This window comes from Corynebacterium sp. UBA2622, from assembly GCF_002339505.1.
Lineage (GTDB): Bacteria > Actinomycetota > Actinomycetes > Mycobacteriales > Mycobacteriaceae > Corynebacterium.
In genome coordinates this window covers 17753-33562 of sequence record NZ_DDJO01000008.1, presented here as the reverse complement: position 1 = coordinate 33562, position 15810 = coordinate 17753, and the positions used below count along the sequence as shown (strand labels likewise).

Annotated in this window: 11 protein-coding genes; 6 read left to right on the top strand and 5 right to left on the bottom strand. The window is 69.3% G+C overall.

Annotated elements, in window-relative coordinates; genetic code table 11:
* The gene (locus tag B3611_RS02425; protein ID WP_291313483.1) at positions 1-1470 is read right to left on the bottom strand and encodes a DUF6350 family protein; all 1470 of its coding nucleotides are present in this window, start codon (positions 1468-1470) and stop codon (positions 1-3) included.
* 226 nt (positions 1471-1696) lie between these two features.
* Between B3611_RS02425 and B3611_RS02420 the strand changes: the two genes are divergently transcribed.
* Positions 1697-2440: a M23 family metallopeptidase gene (locus B3611_RS02420; RefSeq protein WP_291313482.1), complete on the top strand. Its 744-nt coding sequence runs from the start codon at positions 1697-1699 to the stop codon at positions 2438-2440.
* A 283-nt stretch (positions 2441-2723) separates the two neighbouring features.
* Entirely contained in the window at positions 2724-3407 is a 684-nt protein-coding gene (locus tag B3611_RS02415) for a M23 family metallopeptidase (RefSeq protein WP_291313481.1), read from the top strand.
* A 25-nt stretch (positions 3408-3432) separates the two neighbouring features.
* Here the strand turns inward: B3611_RS02415 and pcrA are convergent, their stop codons facing one another.
* Positions 3433-5748, bottom strand: coding sequence for a DNA helicase PcrA (gene pcrA, locus B3611_RS02410; protein ID WP_291313480.1), 2316 nt, complete (start codon positions 5746-5748; stop codon positions 3433-3435).
* 58 nt (positions 5749-5806) lie between these two features.
* On the opposite strand from pcrA, the gene B3611_RS02405 reads away from it, so the two are divergent.
* On the top strand, positions 5807-6100 hold the full coding sequence (locus tag B3611_RS02405; RefSeq protein ID WP_291313479.1) for a chorismate mutase: 294 nt from the start codon (positions 5807-5809) through the stop codon (positions 6098-6100).
* Between the two features lie 29 nt (positions 6101-6129).
* On the opposite strand, the gene B3611_RS02400 is transcribed toward B3611_RS02405, so the two are convergent.
* Positions 6130-6453, bottom strand: a complete 324-nt coding sequence (locus B3611_RS02400) for an antibiotic biosynthesis monooxygenase family protein (protein WP_291313478.1) — start codon at positions 6451-6453, stop codon at positions 6130-6132.
* 91 nt (positions 6454-6544) lie between these two features.
* Here B3611_RS02400 and pgi point away from each other — a divergent pair, with 91 nt between their 5' ends.
* The 3 genes from pgi (at position 6545) to B3611_RS02385 (ending at position 10374) form a co-directional block, all read left to right on the top strand.
* Positions 6545-8182, top strand: a complete 1638-nt coding sequence (pgi, locus tag B3611_RS02395) for a glucose-6-phosphate isomerase (RefSeq protein WP_291313477.1) — start codon at positions 6545-6547, stop codon at positions 8180-8182.
* Between the two features lie 2 nt (positions 8183-8184).
* Positions 8185-9672, top strand: a complete 1488-nt coding sequence (locus B3611_RS02390; RefSeq protein ID WP_291313476.1) for a glutamate--cysteine ligase — start codon at positions 8185-8187, stop codon at positions 9670-9672.
* 66 nt (positions 9673-9738) lie between these two features.
* Complete coding sequence (locus B3611_RS02385; protein ID WP_291313475.1) at positions 9739-10374, top strand: DedA family protein; 636 nt, start codon at positions 9739-9741, stop codon at positions 10372-10374.
* Here B3611_RS02385 and B3611_RS02380 read toward each other — a convergent pair.
* Both B3611_RS02380 and B3611_RS02375 read right to left on the bottom strand, forming a co-directional pair.
* On the bottom strand, positions 10322-11128 hold the full coding sequence (locus B3611_RS02380; protein ID WP_291313474.1) for a DNA-formamidopyrimidine glycosylase family protein: 807 nt from the start codon (positions 11126-11128) through the stop codon (positions 10322-10324). The genes B3611_RS02385 and B3611_RS02380 overlap by 53 nt on opposite strands.
* Before the next feature lie 39 nt (positions 11129-11167).
* Entirely contained in the window at positions 11168-15808 is a 4641-nt protein-coding gene (locus tag B3611_RS02375) for an ATP-dependent helicase (protein ID WP_291313473.1), read from the bottom strand.
* Positions 15809-15810 lie beyond the last annotated feature (2 nt).

The window sequence follows — 15810 nt, the reverse complement described above, 5'->3', positions numbered from 1 at the left end:
TTACTCCCCGGTCTCGGGTGGCACCCACTTTGTGCTGCCGGATTCAGCCCCGGGTTCTTCCGTGGTCGCGGGAGCTTCGGTGGTCTCCTCGCCGGTTTCGGGGATGTCCCCGCCAGTTTCGGCGGTCTCCTCGCTTGCTTCCGGCTCGTCCTCGTCTTCCACAACCTCCGCCTCGACCTCATCCTGGGCCTCTGCCCCGGTGTCGGTACCCGTGTCCGCCGCCACGTGGGTGGGCCCGGGTTCCTCCTCCGGTCCCGCCGGCGCTGACTCCCGCCTGCCCGCGCGCAGCTTTGCGACGGCCACCGTCAGCGTCCCCGGCAGCCCCACCCAGACGAAGGCCAGCGCCGCCAGCGCGAACGGGTTGACACCGACGTAGCCGTAGGCGCCGGCGGTCCCCCCGGCGAACAGGGCGAGCAGGAAGGCGAAGAGGGCGGACCAGGCCGCGGATGTGAGGGCGTCGAAAAGCGAGATGCGGGTGCGCACGAGCGTGTGGAGGACGACGGCCGCGGGCACGAGCATGAGCGCGGGCGCCCACGCCGCGGCGGCGCCCGGGACCGCGCCGAAGAGGGGCAGGGGCGGGAACGGGACGTTGTCGACGGCGAACAGCGAGGCGGACCCGTCCGCGTAGCCGAAGCTGCCACCGAGGAGCACCCCGAGGGTGGCGACGACCGCGTTCGGCAGGTACGCCAGGCTGAGCAGTCCCAGCACCGTGCCCCCGCTCCCCGTCAGCACGGGATACGAGCCGAGCAGCTCGCCGATGCGGGCGTGGCCGAAGGCCAGGAGGACGAGGTAAACAACCGCCGCGGCGGCGAGAAGGCGCCCCACGAGGCGCCACGCCAGGAGGGCGGAGTCCACCAGCTCGGCCGGCGCGCCGTACCGGCGCGCGAGGGCGCGCCAGAGGACCGGGCCCATCCCGACGGCGAGGCCGGCGAGCTGGACCACGACCGGGTAGAGCAGCGCGGGCAGCACGGGGGGCAGGTCAATGCGATACACGCGCGAGGCGTCGCCGACCATGAACAGGGACACCGCAGCCAGCGTGAGCGTGGCCGCGACGATGAGAACCGTCAGTGCAACGAGGTCCGCGACACTGACACGCCTGCGCACCGCCGCGCGCACGCGCGATGCCGTGAGCGCCACAACCCCGACGACGGGCAGGATCGGCATCGCACCAAGGGTCACACCGTCGTAGCGCAGCGCCGCGCCGTGAACCGCAAGCCAGGTCGCCCCGATCGCACCGGGCAGGTACGAAAGGCGCGCGCCGGTGACGAGCACCGATGTCAGGCACACAACGATGATCGCGAGCACGACCACGAGCTGCGGCACCGCCACGAACGGCAGGTAGTGGCGCAGGCGGTCACCCCAGGTCTCGGGGGCGGGCGGCGTCTTTTTCCTCTGCTCGGAAGCGGCCACTCGGCCCCGGACGGGACGCGTCTTTGTACGGGCGGATCGCGGGCTGGACTTGTTGCTCATCGCCCCCAACTCTGCCACCCACCCCGCACCCCGCCGACGAAAGACACTCCGGGGGTTCGGCGGCGGCGGGGCGTGTAACGCTTTTCACTGGAAGAACGACTATTTAACTTCGCGATACGGCTTGCCTAGGTGAAACCGATTCGTTACAGTAACCCTTCGTAGATAACAGGAAGGTTACAATCCGCGAAGAGTTGTAACCCGCTCCCCCCGATCCGAAGAGGCGTAGATGATCATTTCGACTTCCCAGGCACGCAAGGGCGGAAAGCACCGCAAGCAGTCCCCGAAGAAGGGCCGTATCGCCCTCGTCGCGGTTGCCACCGGTGCGGTCTCCACCGCCGGCGTGTCCGGTGCCGCCGCTGCCGTTCTGAGCGGCGACAAGACCGTCGAGCCGGGCGCGGACTACCGTCTCGCCGCCGACTCCGACGTCGTCGACTCCCCCAACGGCACCGCCGCTCCGATGGAGGCCGCGCCGCAGATCCTCACCATCTCCGAGTACAAGCCCGTGGATAACCTCACCGACCAGCTGAACAAGGCGGTGCAGCACTCGGACGTCGTGGCCAAGCTCGACGAGGCCGCCCGCGCGCCGCTGAGCGTCAAGCCCGCGGACGGCGTCTTCACCTCCGGCTTCGGCGGCCGCTGGGGCGCCATGCACAACGGCGTGGACATCGCCAACGCCATCGGCACCCCGATCCGTGCCGTCGAGGGTGGCACCGTCATCGACGCCGGCCCCGCCCAGGGTTACGGCAAGTGGGTGCGCATCCGCCACGAGGACGGTTCCGTCTCCGTCTACGGCCACATGTCCACCATCGCCGTGACCGTTGGCCAGCAGGTCACCGCCGGCCAGGAGATCGCCGGAATCGGCAGCGAGGGCTTCTCCACCGGGCCGCACCTGCACTTCGAGATCCACCCGGACGGCACCACGCCGGTCGATCCGATCCCGTGGCTCGCAGCCCACGGCATCACGCTTTAGCAGCGCACCCCTCTTCGCACGACAGCCCCGCCGAGTCCTTCGGCGGGGCTTCGCCGTTCCCGGGGGTGGCCCGTACCCCCGTCACATCCGTAACAATTTTATCTTTTTTCACTTGCGAAACAATTGCGGTGAGCTGCCCTTTCGCGGATTTTCGCGGTGGGCGAAGGGGAAAACGGCACGTCACGGCGTTGCCCGCCCACCCCGGGCCCGATAGATTCTTTCCCAGTAGACGGCCCCCTCCGGGCCCCGCCCAGTCCGCGACACGAAGAGGTATCTCCAGCACATGAAACACCCCCTGCTTACCGCCGCGGTGGCCGCGGCCGTCACCCTCGCCGCCGCCGCAGTCCCCGCTTCCGCGCTGACCGTCAACGTCGGCGGCGCACCCGTCACCAGCGAGCAGGACATTGTCGCGGCCCTGACCAAGGCCGCGGCGCAGATCACCACCACGGGGCTCACCGTCAACGCCGGCGATTACAAGGTCGTCTACGACCCCCGCAGCCTGGAAAAGGAGCTGGGGGTCCCCCCGACCGCCGAGCCGGGCACAATCGTCACCATGCAGAAGGGTCGCACGAGCGACGGCCGCACGGTGGTCATGCCGGCGGCGGGCCACGTCAGCTCCAGCTTCGGGGAGCGCTGGGGCCGCGTCCATGAGGGCATCGACATCGCCAACGACGCCGGGACACCGATTTACGCGGTGATGGACGGCACCGTGATCAACGCTGGCCCCGCGCAGGGCTTCGGCAACTGGGTCGTGATCAAGCACGACGGCGGCGAGGTGTCCGTCTACGGCCACATGCGCCACTACGACGTCGCCGTGGGGCAGCGCGTCACGGCCGGGCAGCAGATCGCCTCCATCGGCAGCGAAGGGCAGTCCACCGGGCCGCACCTGCACTTCGAGATCAAGCCGGACGGCGTCAACCACGCGGACCCGCAGTCCTGGTTGCGCCAGCAGGGCCTCGTTCTCTAAGCCCGCGGCGCCGCAGGGGCGGTTCCTAGAGCTTTTCCATCGGCACGCCGCCGATGAGCATGAGGCGGACCGTTCCCGACGAACCGAAATCGATCGTCACGGTCTCGCGCACCCCTGATCCCTCCACGGACTGGACGGTGCCGAGGCCGTATTTCGCGTGGTTCACCCTGTCCCCCGCTGCAAGCTTCAGGTTCTTGTTCACCTTCGCCCCGCTGCCGGCCGCCTTGCGCGGGCGCGGCGACCGCACCGGAGCGGGTGCCCCCCACGCCGAGGAGGTGAACCCCCGCTCCGGTTCGAGGCGGCGCCAGTCGACGAGCTCGTCCGGGACCTCCGTGAGGAACCGGCTCGCCGGGTTAGTCACCGGGTTGCCCCATGAGGAGCGGAGCATGGCCCGGGTGAGGTAGAGCTTGCGTTTCGCGCGGGTGATGCCCACGTACGCGAGGCGCCGCTCCTCCGCCAGCTCCTCCGGGTCACCCAGGGCGCGCAGGTGGGGGAATTGACCGTCCTCCCAGCCGGTGACGAACACGTAGGGGAACTCCAGCCCCTTCGCCGTGTGGAGGGTCATCAGCGTCACCACACCCTGCTCGTTGTCGGGAATCTGGTCGGCGTCGGCGACCAGGGAGACCTTCTCCAGGAACGCCTCGAGGCTCCCCGGCATGGGCTCACCCTCAGAGAGGAAGTCGTCGATCTCCTCCTGGCTCATGTACGCCATCTGCAGTGCCGCCTCGGAGGAGAACTCGCGGGCCACGGAGACCAGCTCGTTGAGGTTGTCCAACCGGGCTCCGTCCTGCGGATCGTTGGACGCCTCCAGCTCCGCCCGGTAGCCGGTCACCTCGAGGATGCGGGTGACCAGCTGACCCAGATCCGGCATCCCGGTGACTTCGTTGCGCATCTCCGCCTGCTCACCGCGCAGCGTGTCCATCATGGAGACGAACCCCGCGACGGCGTTTTTGGCCCGGGTGTTGAGCATCCCGACCTCGCCGCGGGCGGCCGCCCCGAGCGCCGCGCCGAAGCTCTCGTCGAGGTTGTCCGCGTGGAGGGCGATGACGGCCTGCGCCTTGTCTCCGATGGCTCGCTTGGGCACGTTGATGATGCGCCGAAGAGAGACCGTGTCATCGGGGTTCCCCAGCACCTTCAGGTAGGCCACCACGTCGCGGATCTCGCGCCGCTCGTAGAAGCGCGTGCCGCCGACCACCTTGTACGGGATGCCCGAGCGGATGAAGATGTCCTCCAGGGCGCGCGACGCGTTGTTGGTGCGGTACATCACGGCAATGTCCGAGTAGGCGACGCCGTTGTCGGCCAGCTCGTCGATCTCGGAAGCGATGAAGCGGGCCTCGTCGTGCTCGTTGTCGGCGACGTAGCCGATGATCTTGTCGCCCTCCCCCTGGTCCGTCCAGAGGTTCTTCGGCCGTCGGCCCTCGTTCTGGGCGATGACCGCGTTGGCCGCGCTGAGGATCGTCTGCGTGGAGCGGTAGTTCTGCTCCAGCATGATCGTTGTGGCATCGGGGTAGTCCCGCTCGAACTCCTCGATGTTGCGGATCGTCGCCCCCCGGAACGCGTAGATGGACTGGTCGGAGTCGCCCACCACGGCCAGCTCGGGCGCGTCCGGGCCGTCCCCGACGAGAGTGCGCACGAGCATGTACTGCGCGTGGTTGGTGTCCTGGTACTCGTCCACGAGGACGTGGCGGAACCGACGGCGGTAGTAGTCGGTGACCTGCGGGTGCTCAGAGAAGATGCGTACGACCTCTCCGATGAGGTCGTCGAAATCGAGGGAGTTCGACTGCCGCAGGCGCCGCTGGTACTCGGCGTAAACCTGGGCCACGGTTGTCTCGAAGGGATTGCGGGTTCGTGTGGCGTCGTCAAGCGCGCGCTCGGGGCCGACGAGCTCGTTCTTCAGGTTGGAGATGGCGTTGGCGAGGGTGCGGGCCGAGAACTTCTTCAGGTCGAGGTTGAGGTCCTTCGCGATCATGCCGAGCAGGCGGCGCGAATCGTCGCTGTCGTAGATGGTGAAGTTGGTGTTCAGCCCGGGCACGAGCTGGGCCTGCTGGCGCAGGATGCGTACGCACACGGAGTGGAAGGTGGCCACCCACATGCGCTCGGCCTCCGGGCCGACGAGGCGGGAGACGCGCTCGCGCATCTCCGCGGCCGCCTTGTTGGTGAAGGTGATCGCCAGTATCTGCCAGGGTGCGACGCCGCGGTTCTGCATGAGGTACGCGATCCTCCGGGTGAGCACCGCGGTCTTGCCGGATCCCGCTCCGGCGACGATGAGCAGTGGGCCGCCGGTATGCTTCACGGCTGCCTCTTGCTGCGGGTTAAGGCCCAAAACGAGATCTGAATTCATGATGGCTACCACCCTACAATCCCGTCCGGACACGCCCCTGGTGGCATAATCGGCCGTCATGAGCGAATTCGAGATCCGCATGCCCAGCGGCACCGACGATCCCCTGTCGGACGCGGAGATTCAGCAGTACCGCAAGGAAATCGACCGCCTCGACAGGGTCATCCTGGAGGCGGTCAAGCGCCGCTCCGAGGTCTCGCAGGCGATCGGGAAGACGCGCGTCGGTTCCGGCGGCACGAAGCTGGTGCACACGCGGGAGGTGGCCATCATCAACCAGTTCCGCGACGAGCTCGGCGAGGAGGGCCCGGCCCTGGCCACGATCCTCCTCCGCCTGGGGCGCGGCAAGCTCGGCTGAGACCTGCTCCCGGGGCCTGCTGGAGCGGGCTACTTCTCGAGCGAGTCGAGCACGACATCGAACTCGAGCAGCTCGGCCTTCTGCGAGACCGGCGGGCGCTGCGGCGCACCCGCACTGCCCCCGTGCACGTGGGCGGCGCGCCCCTCGCCAGCCCACCAGGCCCGGTATGAGTCCTCGTCGGCCCAGCGGGTGACCACGAAGTAGCGGTCCTCCCCCTTTGTCGGGCGCAGCAGCTGGAAACCCTCGAACCCCGCCTGGGAGTCGATGGCGTGCTTGCGGGCGGAGAAGCGGCGCTCGAGCTCCTCCCCACCACCCTCGGGCACGGAAATGGCGTTGATCTTCACGATGCTCATTCCTTCACCCTATACATCCGCGCGGGCGTGCGGGGCCCAGCTTTGCACTAGCGTGGAAGGTATCTGACACCCTTCCCGTCTAGGAGGATCAATGACCACCATCACGTCCACCCCCGCCTGGGCAGACCTGACCAACCTGCACGCGCAGAAGGGCGGGATGACGCTGCGCAACCTTTTTGCCTCGGACCCCGCCCGCGCGGAGAAGCTGACCTTCGATGCCGCCGGTTTGCACGTCGACCTGTCCAAGAACCTCGTCGACGACGAGGTGCTCGGCGCCCTCGTGGCCCTGGCCGAGCAGGCCGGCCTCGCCGATCGCATCGGGGAGATGTTCTCGGGGGCGCGCATCAACACCACCGAGGACCGTTCCGTCCTCCACACCGCTCTGCGCATGCCGGCCGAGGAGAACCTAAGCGTCGACGGCCAGGATGTCGCCGCGGACGTCCACGAGGTGCTGGGGCGGATGCGTGATTTCGCCGCCGCCCTGCGCTCCGGCGAGTGGCGCGGCCACACCGGCCACACGATCAAGAAGGTGGTCAACATCGGCATCGGCGGCTCCGACCTCGGCCCCGCCATGGCCACGAAGGCGCTGCGTTCCTACGCCACGGCCGGGATCACCGCCGAGTTCGTCTCCAACGTCGATCCGGCGGACATGGTCAGCGTCCTCGACCGGGCCAACGCGGAGGAGACCCTCTTCATCGTCGCCTCCAAGACCTTCACCACCCAGGAGACGCTGGCCAACGCGCACGCGGCGAAACGGTGGCTGCTGGAGAAGTTCGGGGGCGACGAGGGGGCCGTCGCAAAGCACTTCGTGGCTGTCTCCACCAACGCGGAGAAGGTCGCGGAGTTCGGCATCGACACCTCGAACATGTTCCCCTTCTGGGACTGGGTCGGAGGGCGCTACTCCGTCGACTCGGCCATCGGGCTGTCCCTTATGGCGGTCATCGGTCCGATGGACTTCATGCGCTTCCTCGAGGGTTTCCACGCCGTCGACGAGCACTTCCGCACCGCCGACCTGCGTTCCAACGTCCCGGCCCTCATGGGCCTGCTCAACATCTGGTACCGCAACTTCCACGGTGCGCAGACGCACGCCGTGCTTCCCTACTCCGAGGACCTCTCCCGCTTCCCCGCCTACCTCCAGCAGCTCACCATGGAGTCGAACGGCAAGTCGGTGACCCGCGACGGCACCCGGGTCTTCTACGACACCGGTGAGATCTTCTGGGGAGAGCCGGGAACCAACGGCCAGCACGCCTTCTACCAGCTGCTTCACCAGGGCACGACGATGGTGCCGGCGGACTTCATCGGCTTCGCCGAGCCGCGCGAGGACCTGCCCACCGCCGACGGCACCGGTTCGATGCACGACCTTCTGATGGGCAACCTCTTCGCGCAGACGAAGGTCCTCGCCTTCGGCAAGGATGTCGAGGAGATCAAGGGCGAGGGCGTCGACCCGCAGCTCGCCCCGCACAAGGTGATGCCGGGCAACCGGCCGACCACCACCATCCTCGCGAAAGAGCTCTCCCCGCACACCCTGGGCGCGCTCATCGCGCTCTACGAGCACATCGTGTTCACCGAATCCGTCATCTGGGACATCAACGCCTTCGATCAGTGGGGCGTGGAGCTGGGCAAGCAGCAGGCGAACCAGCTCGCGGCCGCGGTCTCCGGCGCCGAGACCCCCGACACCGGTGACACCTCCACCGACGCGCTGATCACCTGGTACAGGAGCATGAAGTAACAATGGGCGACTCAATCTCCACCGACACGTACACGCCGCGGCAGCGCTCGATCTACCGCAAGCGCCTCGAGGACGAGCTGGAGGTCTTCGACCGCCACCTGCAGGACGCGGAGTTCGTCAGCCAGGGCACCATCGGCCTCGAGCTCGAGCTCAATCTCGTCGACGACGCCATGCAGCCCGCCCGCCGCAACCAGGAGGTGCTCGAGCGGCTTAGCGACGACTACCAGTCCGAGATCGGCTCCTACAACGTCGAGCTCAACCTGCCGCCGCACAGCATCGAGGCGAACGGGCTGGCGGAGCTCGAGGAAAACCTCACCGCCCGCCTGAAGACGGTCAAGGAGGCTGCCGAGGCGGTGGGCACCCACGTCGCGATGATCGGCACCCTGCCCACCGTGACCACGGAGTTCCTCGAGGACCCGCGCTGGATCACCAACGAGTACCGCTACCACGGACTGAACAACTCCGTCATGGAATCCCGGGGCGAGCTGCTGCACCAGGAGCTCAGCCGCGTGGAGAGCTTCAGCCATGACTTCGAGGACATCTCCACCGAATCCACCTGCACCTCGATGCAGCTGCACCTGCAGGTCGCCCCCGACCGCTTCGCCGACGCCTGGAACGCCTCGCAGGCCATCGCCGGCGTGCAGGCCGCGATCGGGGCCAACTCGCCCCTGTTCATGGGCCACCGCCTGTGGCACGAGTCGCGCATCCCGGTCTTCGAGCAGGCCATCGACACCCGCACCAAGGAGCTCATCCACCAGGGTGTGCGCCCGCGGGTGTGGTTCGGCGAGCGCTGGATCACCTCCGTGTTCGACCTCTTCGAGGAGAACGTCCGCTACTTCTCCCCGCTCATTCCGGAGGGCCGCGTGGAGGCCGGCAAGCCCATGATGCAGGGCAACAGCCCGGGCCTGCACTACCTCAACCTGCACAACGGCACCGTGTGGCGCTGGAACCGGCCCATCTACGACCCCAACGGCAAGCTTTCCCACATCCGCGTGGAGAACCGCCTGCTGCCCGCCGGCCCGACGGTGAAGGACATCATCGCCGACGCCGCCTTCTACTACGGCATGGTGAAGTTCCTCGGTGAGCAGACCCGCCCGGTCTGGTCGCGCCTGAGCTTCGAGCAGGCGGAGAGGAACTTCCAGGCGGGTGCCCGCGACGGCCTCACCGCCCGCATGAAGTGGCCCACCCTGGGCATGATCGAGGTCGCCGACCTGATCACCTCCCACCTGCTGCCCCAGGCCCGCGAGGGTCTCGCCATGCTCGACGTGGCCCCGGAGAGCATCGAGGAGTACATGGGCATCATCGAGGGCCGCGCCACGCGCCGCCAGAACGGCGCGGTGTGGCAGCTCGCCGCCCTCACGGAGGCCGGCCCGGGCACCCGCCCCGGCACCCCGGAGCGGATGGAGGCCCTCTCCCGGGTGGTGCGCCAGTACCTGAAGAACCAGGAGACGGGCGCGCCGGTGCACACCTGGTCCACCGAGGTGGAATAGGGCACAATGTGGGGCTGACCTCGGGTGGTGCACCCGCCCGCGATCCCGCACTGAGAAAGGCCCCGCATGCAGGCAGTCATCGACTGGGTTGTCCACCTGATGGAGGTGCTCGGCGCCCCCGGCGTCGGCATCGCCATTCTTCTGGAGAACCTCTTCCCACCGATTCCCTCTGAATTCGTCCTCCCGCTCGCCGGCTTCACCGTCGCCCAGGGCTCGCTGAACCTCGTCGAGGTGTTCCTCTGGTCGGTCGCCGGCTCCGTTGCCGGTGCGTACGCCCTGTACTTTGCCGGCGCGTGGCTGGGCGTCGATAGGCTGCGCCGCATTGCCGGGCGAATGTGGCTCGTGCGCGTCTCCGACGTCGACTCCGCGCTGGGTTTCTTCCGCCGCTACGGGCGGGTCTCCGTTCTCTTCGGCCGCCTCATCCCGGGCATCCGCTCGCTCATCTCGATCCCCGCGGGTCTGGATCGGATGAACCCGCTCGCCTTCGGTCTGTGGACCGCCCTCGGCTCCGCCGCGTGGAACGCGGCCCTCCTCGCACTCGGGTACTTCCTCGGCGAGAACTGGCACCTCGTGGGCACCTACATCGGCGCGTACGCGAACGTGGTCTACCTCATCGTGCTCGCGGGCCTCGCCACCGGTTCAGCCCTCCTCATCCGCCGATCGCTGCGGGAGCGGGCTGGCATCGGGGGCACCACCAGATAACCCGCTCCAGGTCCCCCGCTCCGCCGAGGAAACCCTTGCGGATCAGCGTGGTGCATCGCCTGCACGGCTTGTTGTTGCGACCGAACACGTAGCTCGTCTCGCCCGCCCGTTTGACCCCCGTGGTCACCCGCACCGGCGAGTCCTTGTTCGCCCACATCAGCCGCCGCGCGATGCGCACATGCTTGTCGACGTCCACCCGGCCCACCAGCTCCCCAGGGTGCGTCCCGGCGAGAAACCCGACCTCCGCCCGGTACTCATTGCCGATGCCCGCGGCGTTGCGCTGGTCCAGCAGCGCCCGCCCGATTTCGAGGCGCGGCGTGCGCAGGATCCGCCGCACCACCTCGTCGTGGTCGAACTCCTCCGCGAGCATGTCCGGGCCGAGGTAGCCCGTCCGCTCCCCGTACTCGCGCGCCGGAAAGGCCTCCACCAGGCCGAGCTGGTGGCCGACCAGCTCGATGTCACCCGGCGGGTCCGCGAGCCGCAGCACAACGCGGGCAGTGTGGGCCGGCTTGCGCCACCGGGTTCCGGCGCGGTGGATCGACCACGTCCCCTCCATTTTCAGGTGGGTGTGCAGGATGTCGTTTCCGAACCGCATGAACAGGTGCTTGCCGTAGGGCCACACCCTCTCGCAGGTCAGGCCGGTGAAATCCACGGTGGCGTAACGGGGGACCCGTAGCTCGCACCGGGTGACGGCCCGGCCCTCCATGAACTTCAGGCGCTTGGCGAGCTGATAGACGGAATCCCCCTCTGGCATGCGCTACAGGCTACTCCCCGCCGGCAGAGGGCGGCGCCCCTAATCGTCGAAGCTCAACTCCCCCGGCAGGTCCCCCGGCAGCTCCCCCAGCGCCTCGGCCACGGAGCGCCCGCGCCTCTTCGGCGGCGCCGCCGCCGAGCCGCCGATCTTCGCCCCCTTGTGCGTCACCGACGCGCCGTAGTCGCGCAGCGAAAACGCCGCCTCCCCGTTGAGCTTCTCCACGTTCAGCGGGCGCATCCGTCCGAGGCGCACGGCATCGGTGAGGGCGGAAACGACCAGGCCGAGCGGGTCGCCGGTGCCTTCCGGGAAGTGGTCGAAGAACGTGGTCATGGTCTTTCCGCCGCGGGTGACGTGGGCGGCGAGGAGGCCGTCGACAAGCACGACGACGGCCCCCGCGCTGCGCGTCGGTCCCTGGTCCGGCCAGGGCAGCGCCGCGCCGTAGGGGTTGGCGGGGTCGGTCGCGGCAAGGACGTGGACGTGGGGCTCGCGCGTGCCCGATGGCCAGCCGACAACATCATCCGAGTCCTGGTGGCCGCGGAGGCGGTCGATGGTCGCGGGCGTGGAGAACTGCGCGGCGCCCAGGCCCTCGATGAGGTAACCGCGCATCGCCTTGCCGGACTCCTCGAAGCCGCTGAGCACCTTGTACGCCAGGGCGAACCCGCCGAGCACGTCCTCGGCGGTGACGGCGCCGCGGGTGACCACCCCGTAGCGGTCCAGCCAGGCCTCGCCCAGGGCGACGGAGCGGCGGGTGGCGTCGGTGTCGGCGAGCGGTGAGGCGGCCCATCGCCCCACCATGTCGGGCGGGGTGAGTGAGGCGAACGACGTCCGTCCGGAACGCACCCGGGAGCGCGAGGGGCGCCGCTTGGCGCGGTGCGCGGTCTTCCCCCCGGCGAGGCGGGCGCGGATGGGGGCGAAGGAGTCGGGCGAGACAAGCCCCGATTCGACCAGGTCCCACACGGATTCGCGCAGCTCCTCGGCGGTGGTGGTTCCGGAAAACAGATCGGTGAAGAGGAACCCGCCGCCGGTGCGGACCTTCTCCATCACCTGCGACTGCGTCAGGGAGAGCAGCGGCTCCTCCACCTGCGGCATGAGCTGGGCGGCATAGTCCTGCGGAAGGAGCATGATCCACGGGTCGCGGGCGCCCGCCTTCCCGGCGCCGACGATGGCCACCTCCCCGGCGGCCGTGAGCTCGTCGAGCATGACGGGGCGGTAGTCGCCCACCCGGGAGGGCAGCACCCAGGACTCCCACGCGGAGGCGGGCAGGCGCACCCCGGCGAGCTGCTCGAGCACGGCGTACACCCCGTCGGCGCCGCGCAGCGCCGGGACAACCCCGACGGGGGCGACGTTCAGCCACGCGGGAAGAAAGCGGCCGTAGGCGGACTGGGAGACGGGGCGGGTCTGCGCGCGGGCTGCCGCGAGCGAGCGCGAGCGGATGATCCGCAGCACCTCGGAGGCCACGTACTCCTGCTCCTCGACACCCTGGCGGTAGCGGCCCTCGATAACCTTGCCGGAGTCGACCAGCGGCTGCAGCGCAGAGTACGCCGCGCCCACCGCGAGGCCGAAGGCGTCGGCGAGGTCGCGCAGGGTGAACGGCCCGCGCGTGCGCACCCACCGGCCCACAAGCTGGGCCATCGCGTCGGTGATGGTGGCCACCTGGGCGGCGACGCCGGGAGGGACGGGCACCCCGAGGGCGTCGCGAAGCAGCGGCGCGTCGAGGGCCTGGGCGATGTGTTCGCGCCCGCCGATGCGCACCCGCATCACGCGGGGGCCCAGGGAGGACTCCAGCGGACCCAGCGGCACGGGGGTGTAGGCGGGCAGGTCGTCGACGGGCACCGGGCCAACCATGCGCAGGGTGTCCGCGAACTGCTCGGAGGTCTCGGCCCGGCCGAGGCGGCGCAGGGAGGCGTCGACCTCCGCAATGATCTGTGGGTCGAGCAGGTCGCGCAGCTCGACGGTGCCCAGCAGCTTGGCCAGCAGCGACGGGTCGAGCGACAGGGCCGCGGCGCGTTTCTCCGCCAGCGGGGTGTCGCCCTCGTACATGAACGCCCCCGTGTAGTTGAACAGCAGCGAGGAGGCGAAGGGGCTGGGCTGCTCCGTGGTCACCTCGGCGACGCGCACGCGCCTGGTGCTCAGGTCCCGCATGACGGACTGCAGGGCGGGCAGGTCGTAGACGTCCTGGAGGCACTCGCGCACCGTCTCCAGGATGATCGGGAAGGACGGGTAGTTGCGCGCGACGTCGAGGAGCTGCTCGGCACGCTGGCGCTGCTGCCACAGGGGCGCGCGCTTGCCGGGGTGGCGCCGCGGAAGCAGGAGCGCTCGCGCCGCGCACTCCCGGAAACGCGCCGCGAACAGGGCGGAGTTGCCCACCTGCTCCGTCACGATGTCCGCGATCTCATCGGTGTCGAAGAGGAACAGTGAGGCGTCGGGCTCCTTCTCCCCCTGTGGCAGGCGCAGCACGATGCCGTCGTCGCCCGCCACCGCCTGGGCGTCCATCCCGGTCTCCTGCGCGACGCGCCAGCCGGTGGCCAGCGCCCACGCGGCGTTGACCCCCTTGCCGAAGGGCGTGTGCAACACCACCCGCCAGTCCCCCAGCTCATCGGTGAAGCGTTCCAGCACGAGCGTCTTCTCGTCCGGCAGGACGCCGGTCGCCTCCTCCTGCTCCTGGAGGTAGCGCACGAGGTTTCCCCGTGCGAACTCGTCGAGCGAGGGGTCAATGTTCTCCCCGCCCTTTGCTTCCCGACGAAACTCCCCCAGCGCCTTGCCGAGCTCGTACGGCCTGCCCAGCCCGTCGCCCGTCCAGAACGGCAGCCTGCCGGTGTGTCCCGGTGCCGGGGTGACCTGCACCTGGTCGCGCGTTATGTTCTCGATGCGCCAGCTCGATGCCCCGAGGGTGAACACGTCACCCACCCGGGATTCGTAGACCATCTCCTCGTCGAGCTCCCCGACGCGGCGCGGCACCCCGCCCTCCGCACCGCTGCCGACGAGGAAGACACCGAACATGCCGCGGTCCGGGATCGTCCCGCCGCTGGTCACGGCCACCCGCTGGGCGCCGGGACGGGCGCGCAGCGTGGTGCCCTCGAGAATGGCCCTGGGGCGCAGCTCCGCGAAGTCCGTCGACGGGTACACGCCGACAACGAGGTCGATCACCGCGTCGTACACCTCGCGGGCCAGGTCGCGGTACGGCCAGGCACGGCGCACGGTGTCGTACCACTCGTCCACGTCGAGGTCCTCCACCGCCACCGCGGCAATGGTCTGCTGCGTGAGCACGTCCAGGGGCGACAGGGGCGTGTGCAGCTCCTCGATCAGCCCGGCGCGCATGCGCGGCACGGTCACGGCCGTCTGCACCAGGTCGGAGCGGTGCTTGGGGTAGAAGGTTCCCTCGGAGACGGCCCCGACGGTGTGCCCGGCGCGCCCGACGCGCTGCAGGCCGGAGGCCACCGAGGGCGGCGATTCCACCTGGATGACCAGGTCAACCGCGCCCATGTCGATGCCCAGCTCCAGGGAGGAGGTGGACACGACGGCCTTGAGCGAGCCCTCCTTGAGCATGGTCTCCGTCTGCAGGCGCTCCTCCTTGGACACGCTGCCGTGGTGGGCGCGGGCGATGATGGAGGCGGCGTGGCCCGCGGTGTCGACTGACTTCATCAGTTGGGCGGGCGGGCGTCGTGTAGCGGGGCTCAACGCCTCCGGGTCGTGTTCCTTCGCCCAGAGCTCGTTGATCTGGCTGGTGAGGCGCTCGGCGGAGCGCCGCGAGTTGACGAAGACGATGGTGGAGCGGTGTGCCATCACCTCCTCGTAGACGGCGCGCTCGATGTGGGGCCAGATTGAGGCGGAGGCACCCGGGGGCGCGTCGAAGCCGTCGGTGTCCAGCACGTCGTCGACCACCGCCTCCCCGATGGTGGAGGCGTCCTCCGGGACGGGCAGGTCGCTCATGTCCTCCACGGGAACCACCACGTCGAGCTCCCACCGCTTCTGCCCCGGCGGGTTGATGATGCTTGTGCGCGGTCCGAGGAAGTTGGCCACCGCGCTCAGCGGCCGCACCGTGGCCGAAAGGCCGATGCGCTGGAACGCGCCGGCGACCATGGCAAGCCGCTCCAGGGACAGGGTGAGGTGTACCCCGCGCTTCGTCCCGGCGAGGGCGTGGATCTCGTCCACGATGACCGTGTCCACGGTCTTCAGGACGCCCGCGGCCTTCGACGTCAGCATGAGGTAGAGCGACTCGGGCGTGGTGATGAGGATGTCCGGCGGCTTGCGCACCTGGCGGTTGCGCTCCGCCTGCGGGGTGTCCCCCGAGCGCACGCCGACGGAGATGTCGGGCATGTCGCGGCCCATCCGCTGGGCGACGCGCGCGATGCCGCTCAGGGGCGCGCGCAAGTTGTTCTCCACGTCGACGCCCAGCGCCTTGAGCGGCGAGATGTAGAGGACGCGCACGCCGCCGTGGGTGGAGGCCTGGGAGCCGTCGATGGGCAGCGCCTGTTGCCCCGCCCTCTCGACGAGGCTGTTGAGCGACCAGAGGAAGGCCGCGAGCGTCTTTCCTGAGCCGGTCGGCGCGACAACCAGCGAGTTCTCCCCCGCCGAGATGGACGCCCAGGCCTGCTCCTGCACCGGCGTGGGCGCGGCGAAGACCTCGCGGAACCACGACGCCACCTGGGGGTGGAAACGGTCCAGGATCTGCTCGGGCATGG

Coding starts and splice junctions, on each gene's coding strand:
- pcrA (WP_291313480.1), bottom strand. CDS start 5,748: ATGAATTCAGATCTCGTTTTGGGCCTTAACCCGCAGCAAGAGGCAGCC.
- B3611_RS02415 (WP_291313481.1), top strand. CDS start 2,724: ATGAAACACCCCCTGCTTACCGCCGCGGTGGCCGCGGCCGTCACCCTC.
- B3611_RS02425 (WP_291313483.1), bottom strand. CDS start 1,470: ATGAGCAACAAGTCCAGCCCGCGATCCGCCCGTACAAAGACGCGTCCC.
- B3611_RS02405 (WP_291313479.1), top strand. CDS start 5,807: ATGAGCGAATTCGAGATCCGCATGCCCAGCGGCACCGACGATCCCCTG.
- pgi (WP_291313477.1), top strand. CDS start 6,545: ATGACCACCATCACGTCCACCCCCGCCTGGGCAGACCTGACCAACCTG.
- B3611_RS02375 (WP_291313473.1), bottom strand. CDS start 15,808: ATGCCCGAGCAGATCCTGGACCGTTTCCACCCCCAGGTGGCGTCGTGG.
- B3611_RS02390 (WP_291313476.1), top strand. CDS start 8,185: ATGGGCGACTCAATCTCCACCGACACGTACACGCCGCGGCAGCGCTCG.
- B3611_RS02420 (WP_291313482.1), top strand. CDS start 1,697: ATGATCATTTCGACTTCCCAGGCACGCAAGGGCGGAAAGCACCGCAAG.
- B3611_RS02385 (WP_291313475.1), top strand. CDS start 9,739: ATGCAGGCAGTCATCGACTGGGTTGTCCACCTGATGGAGGTGCTCGGC.
- B3611_RS02400 (WP_291313478.1), bottom strand. CDS start 6,453: ATGAGCATCGTGAAGATCAACGCCATTTCCGTGCCCGAGGGTGGTGGG.
- B3611_RS02380 (WP_291313474.1), bottom strand. CDS start 11,128: ATGCCAGAGGGGGATTCCGTCTATCAGCTCGCCAAGCGCCTGAAGTTC.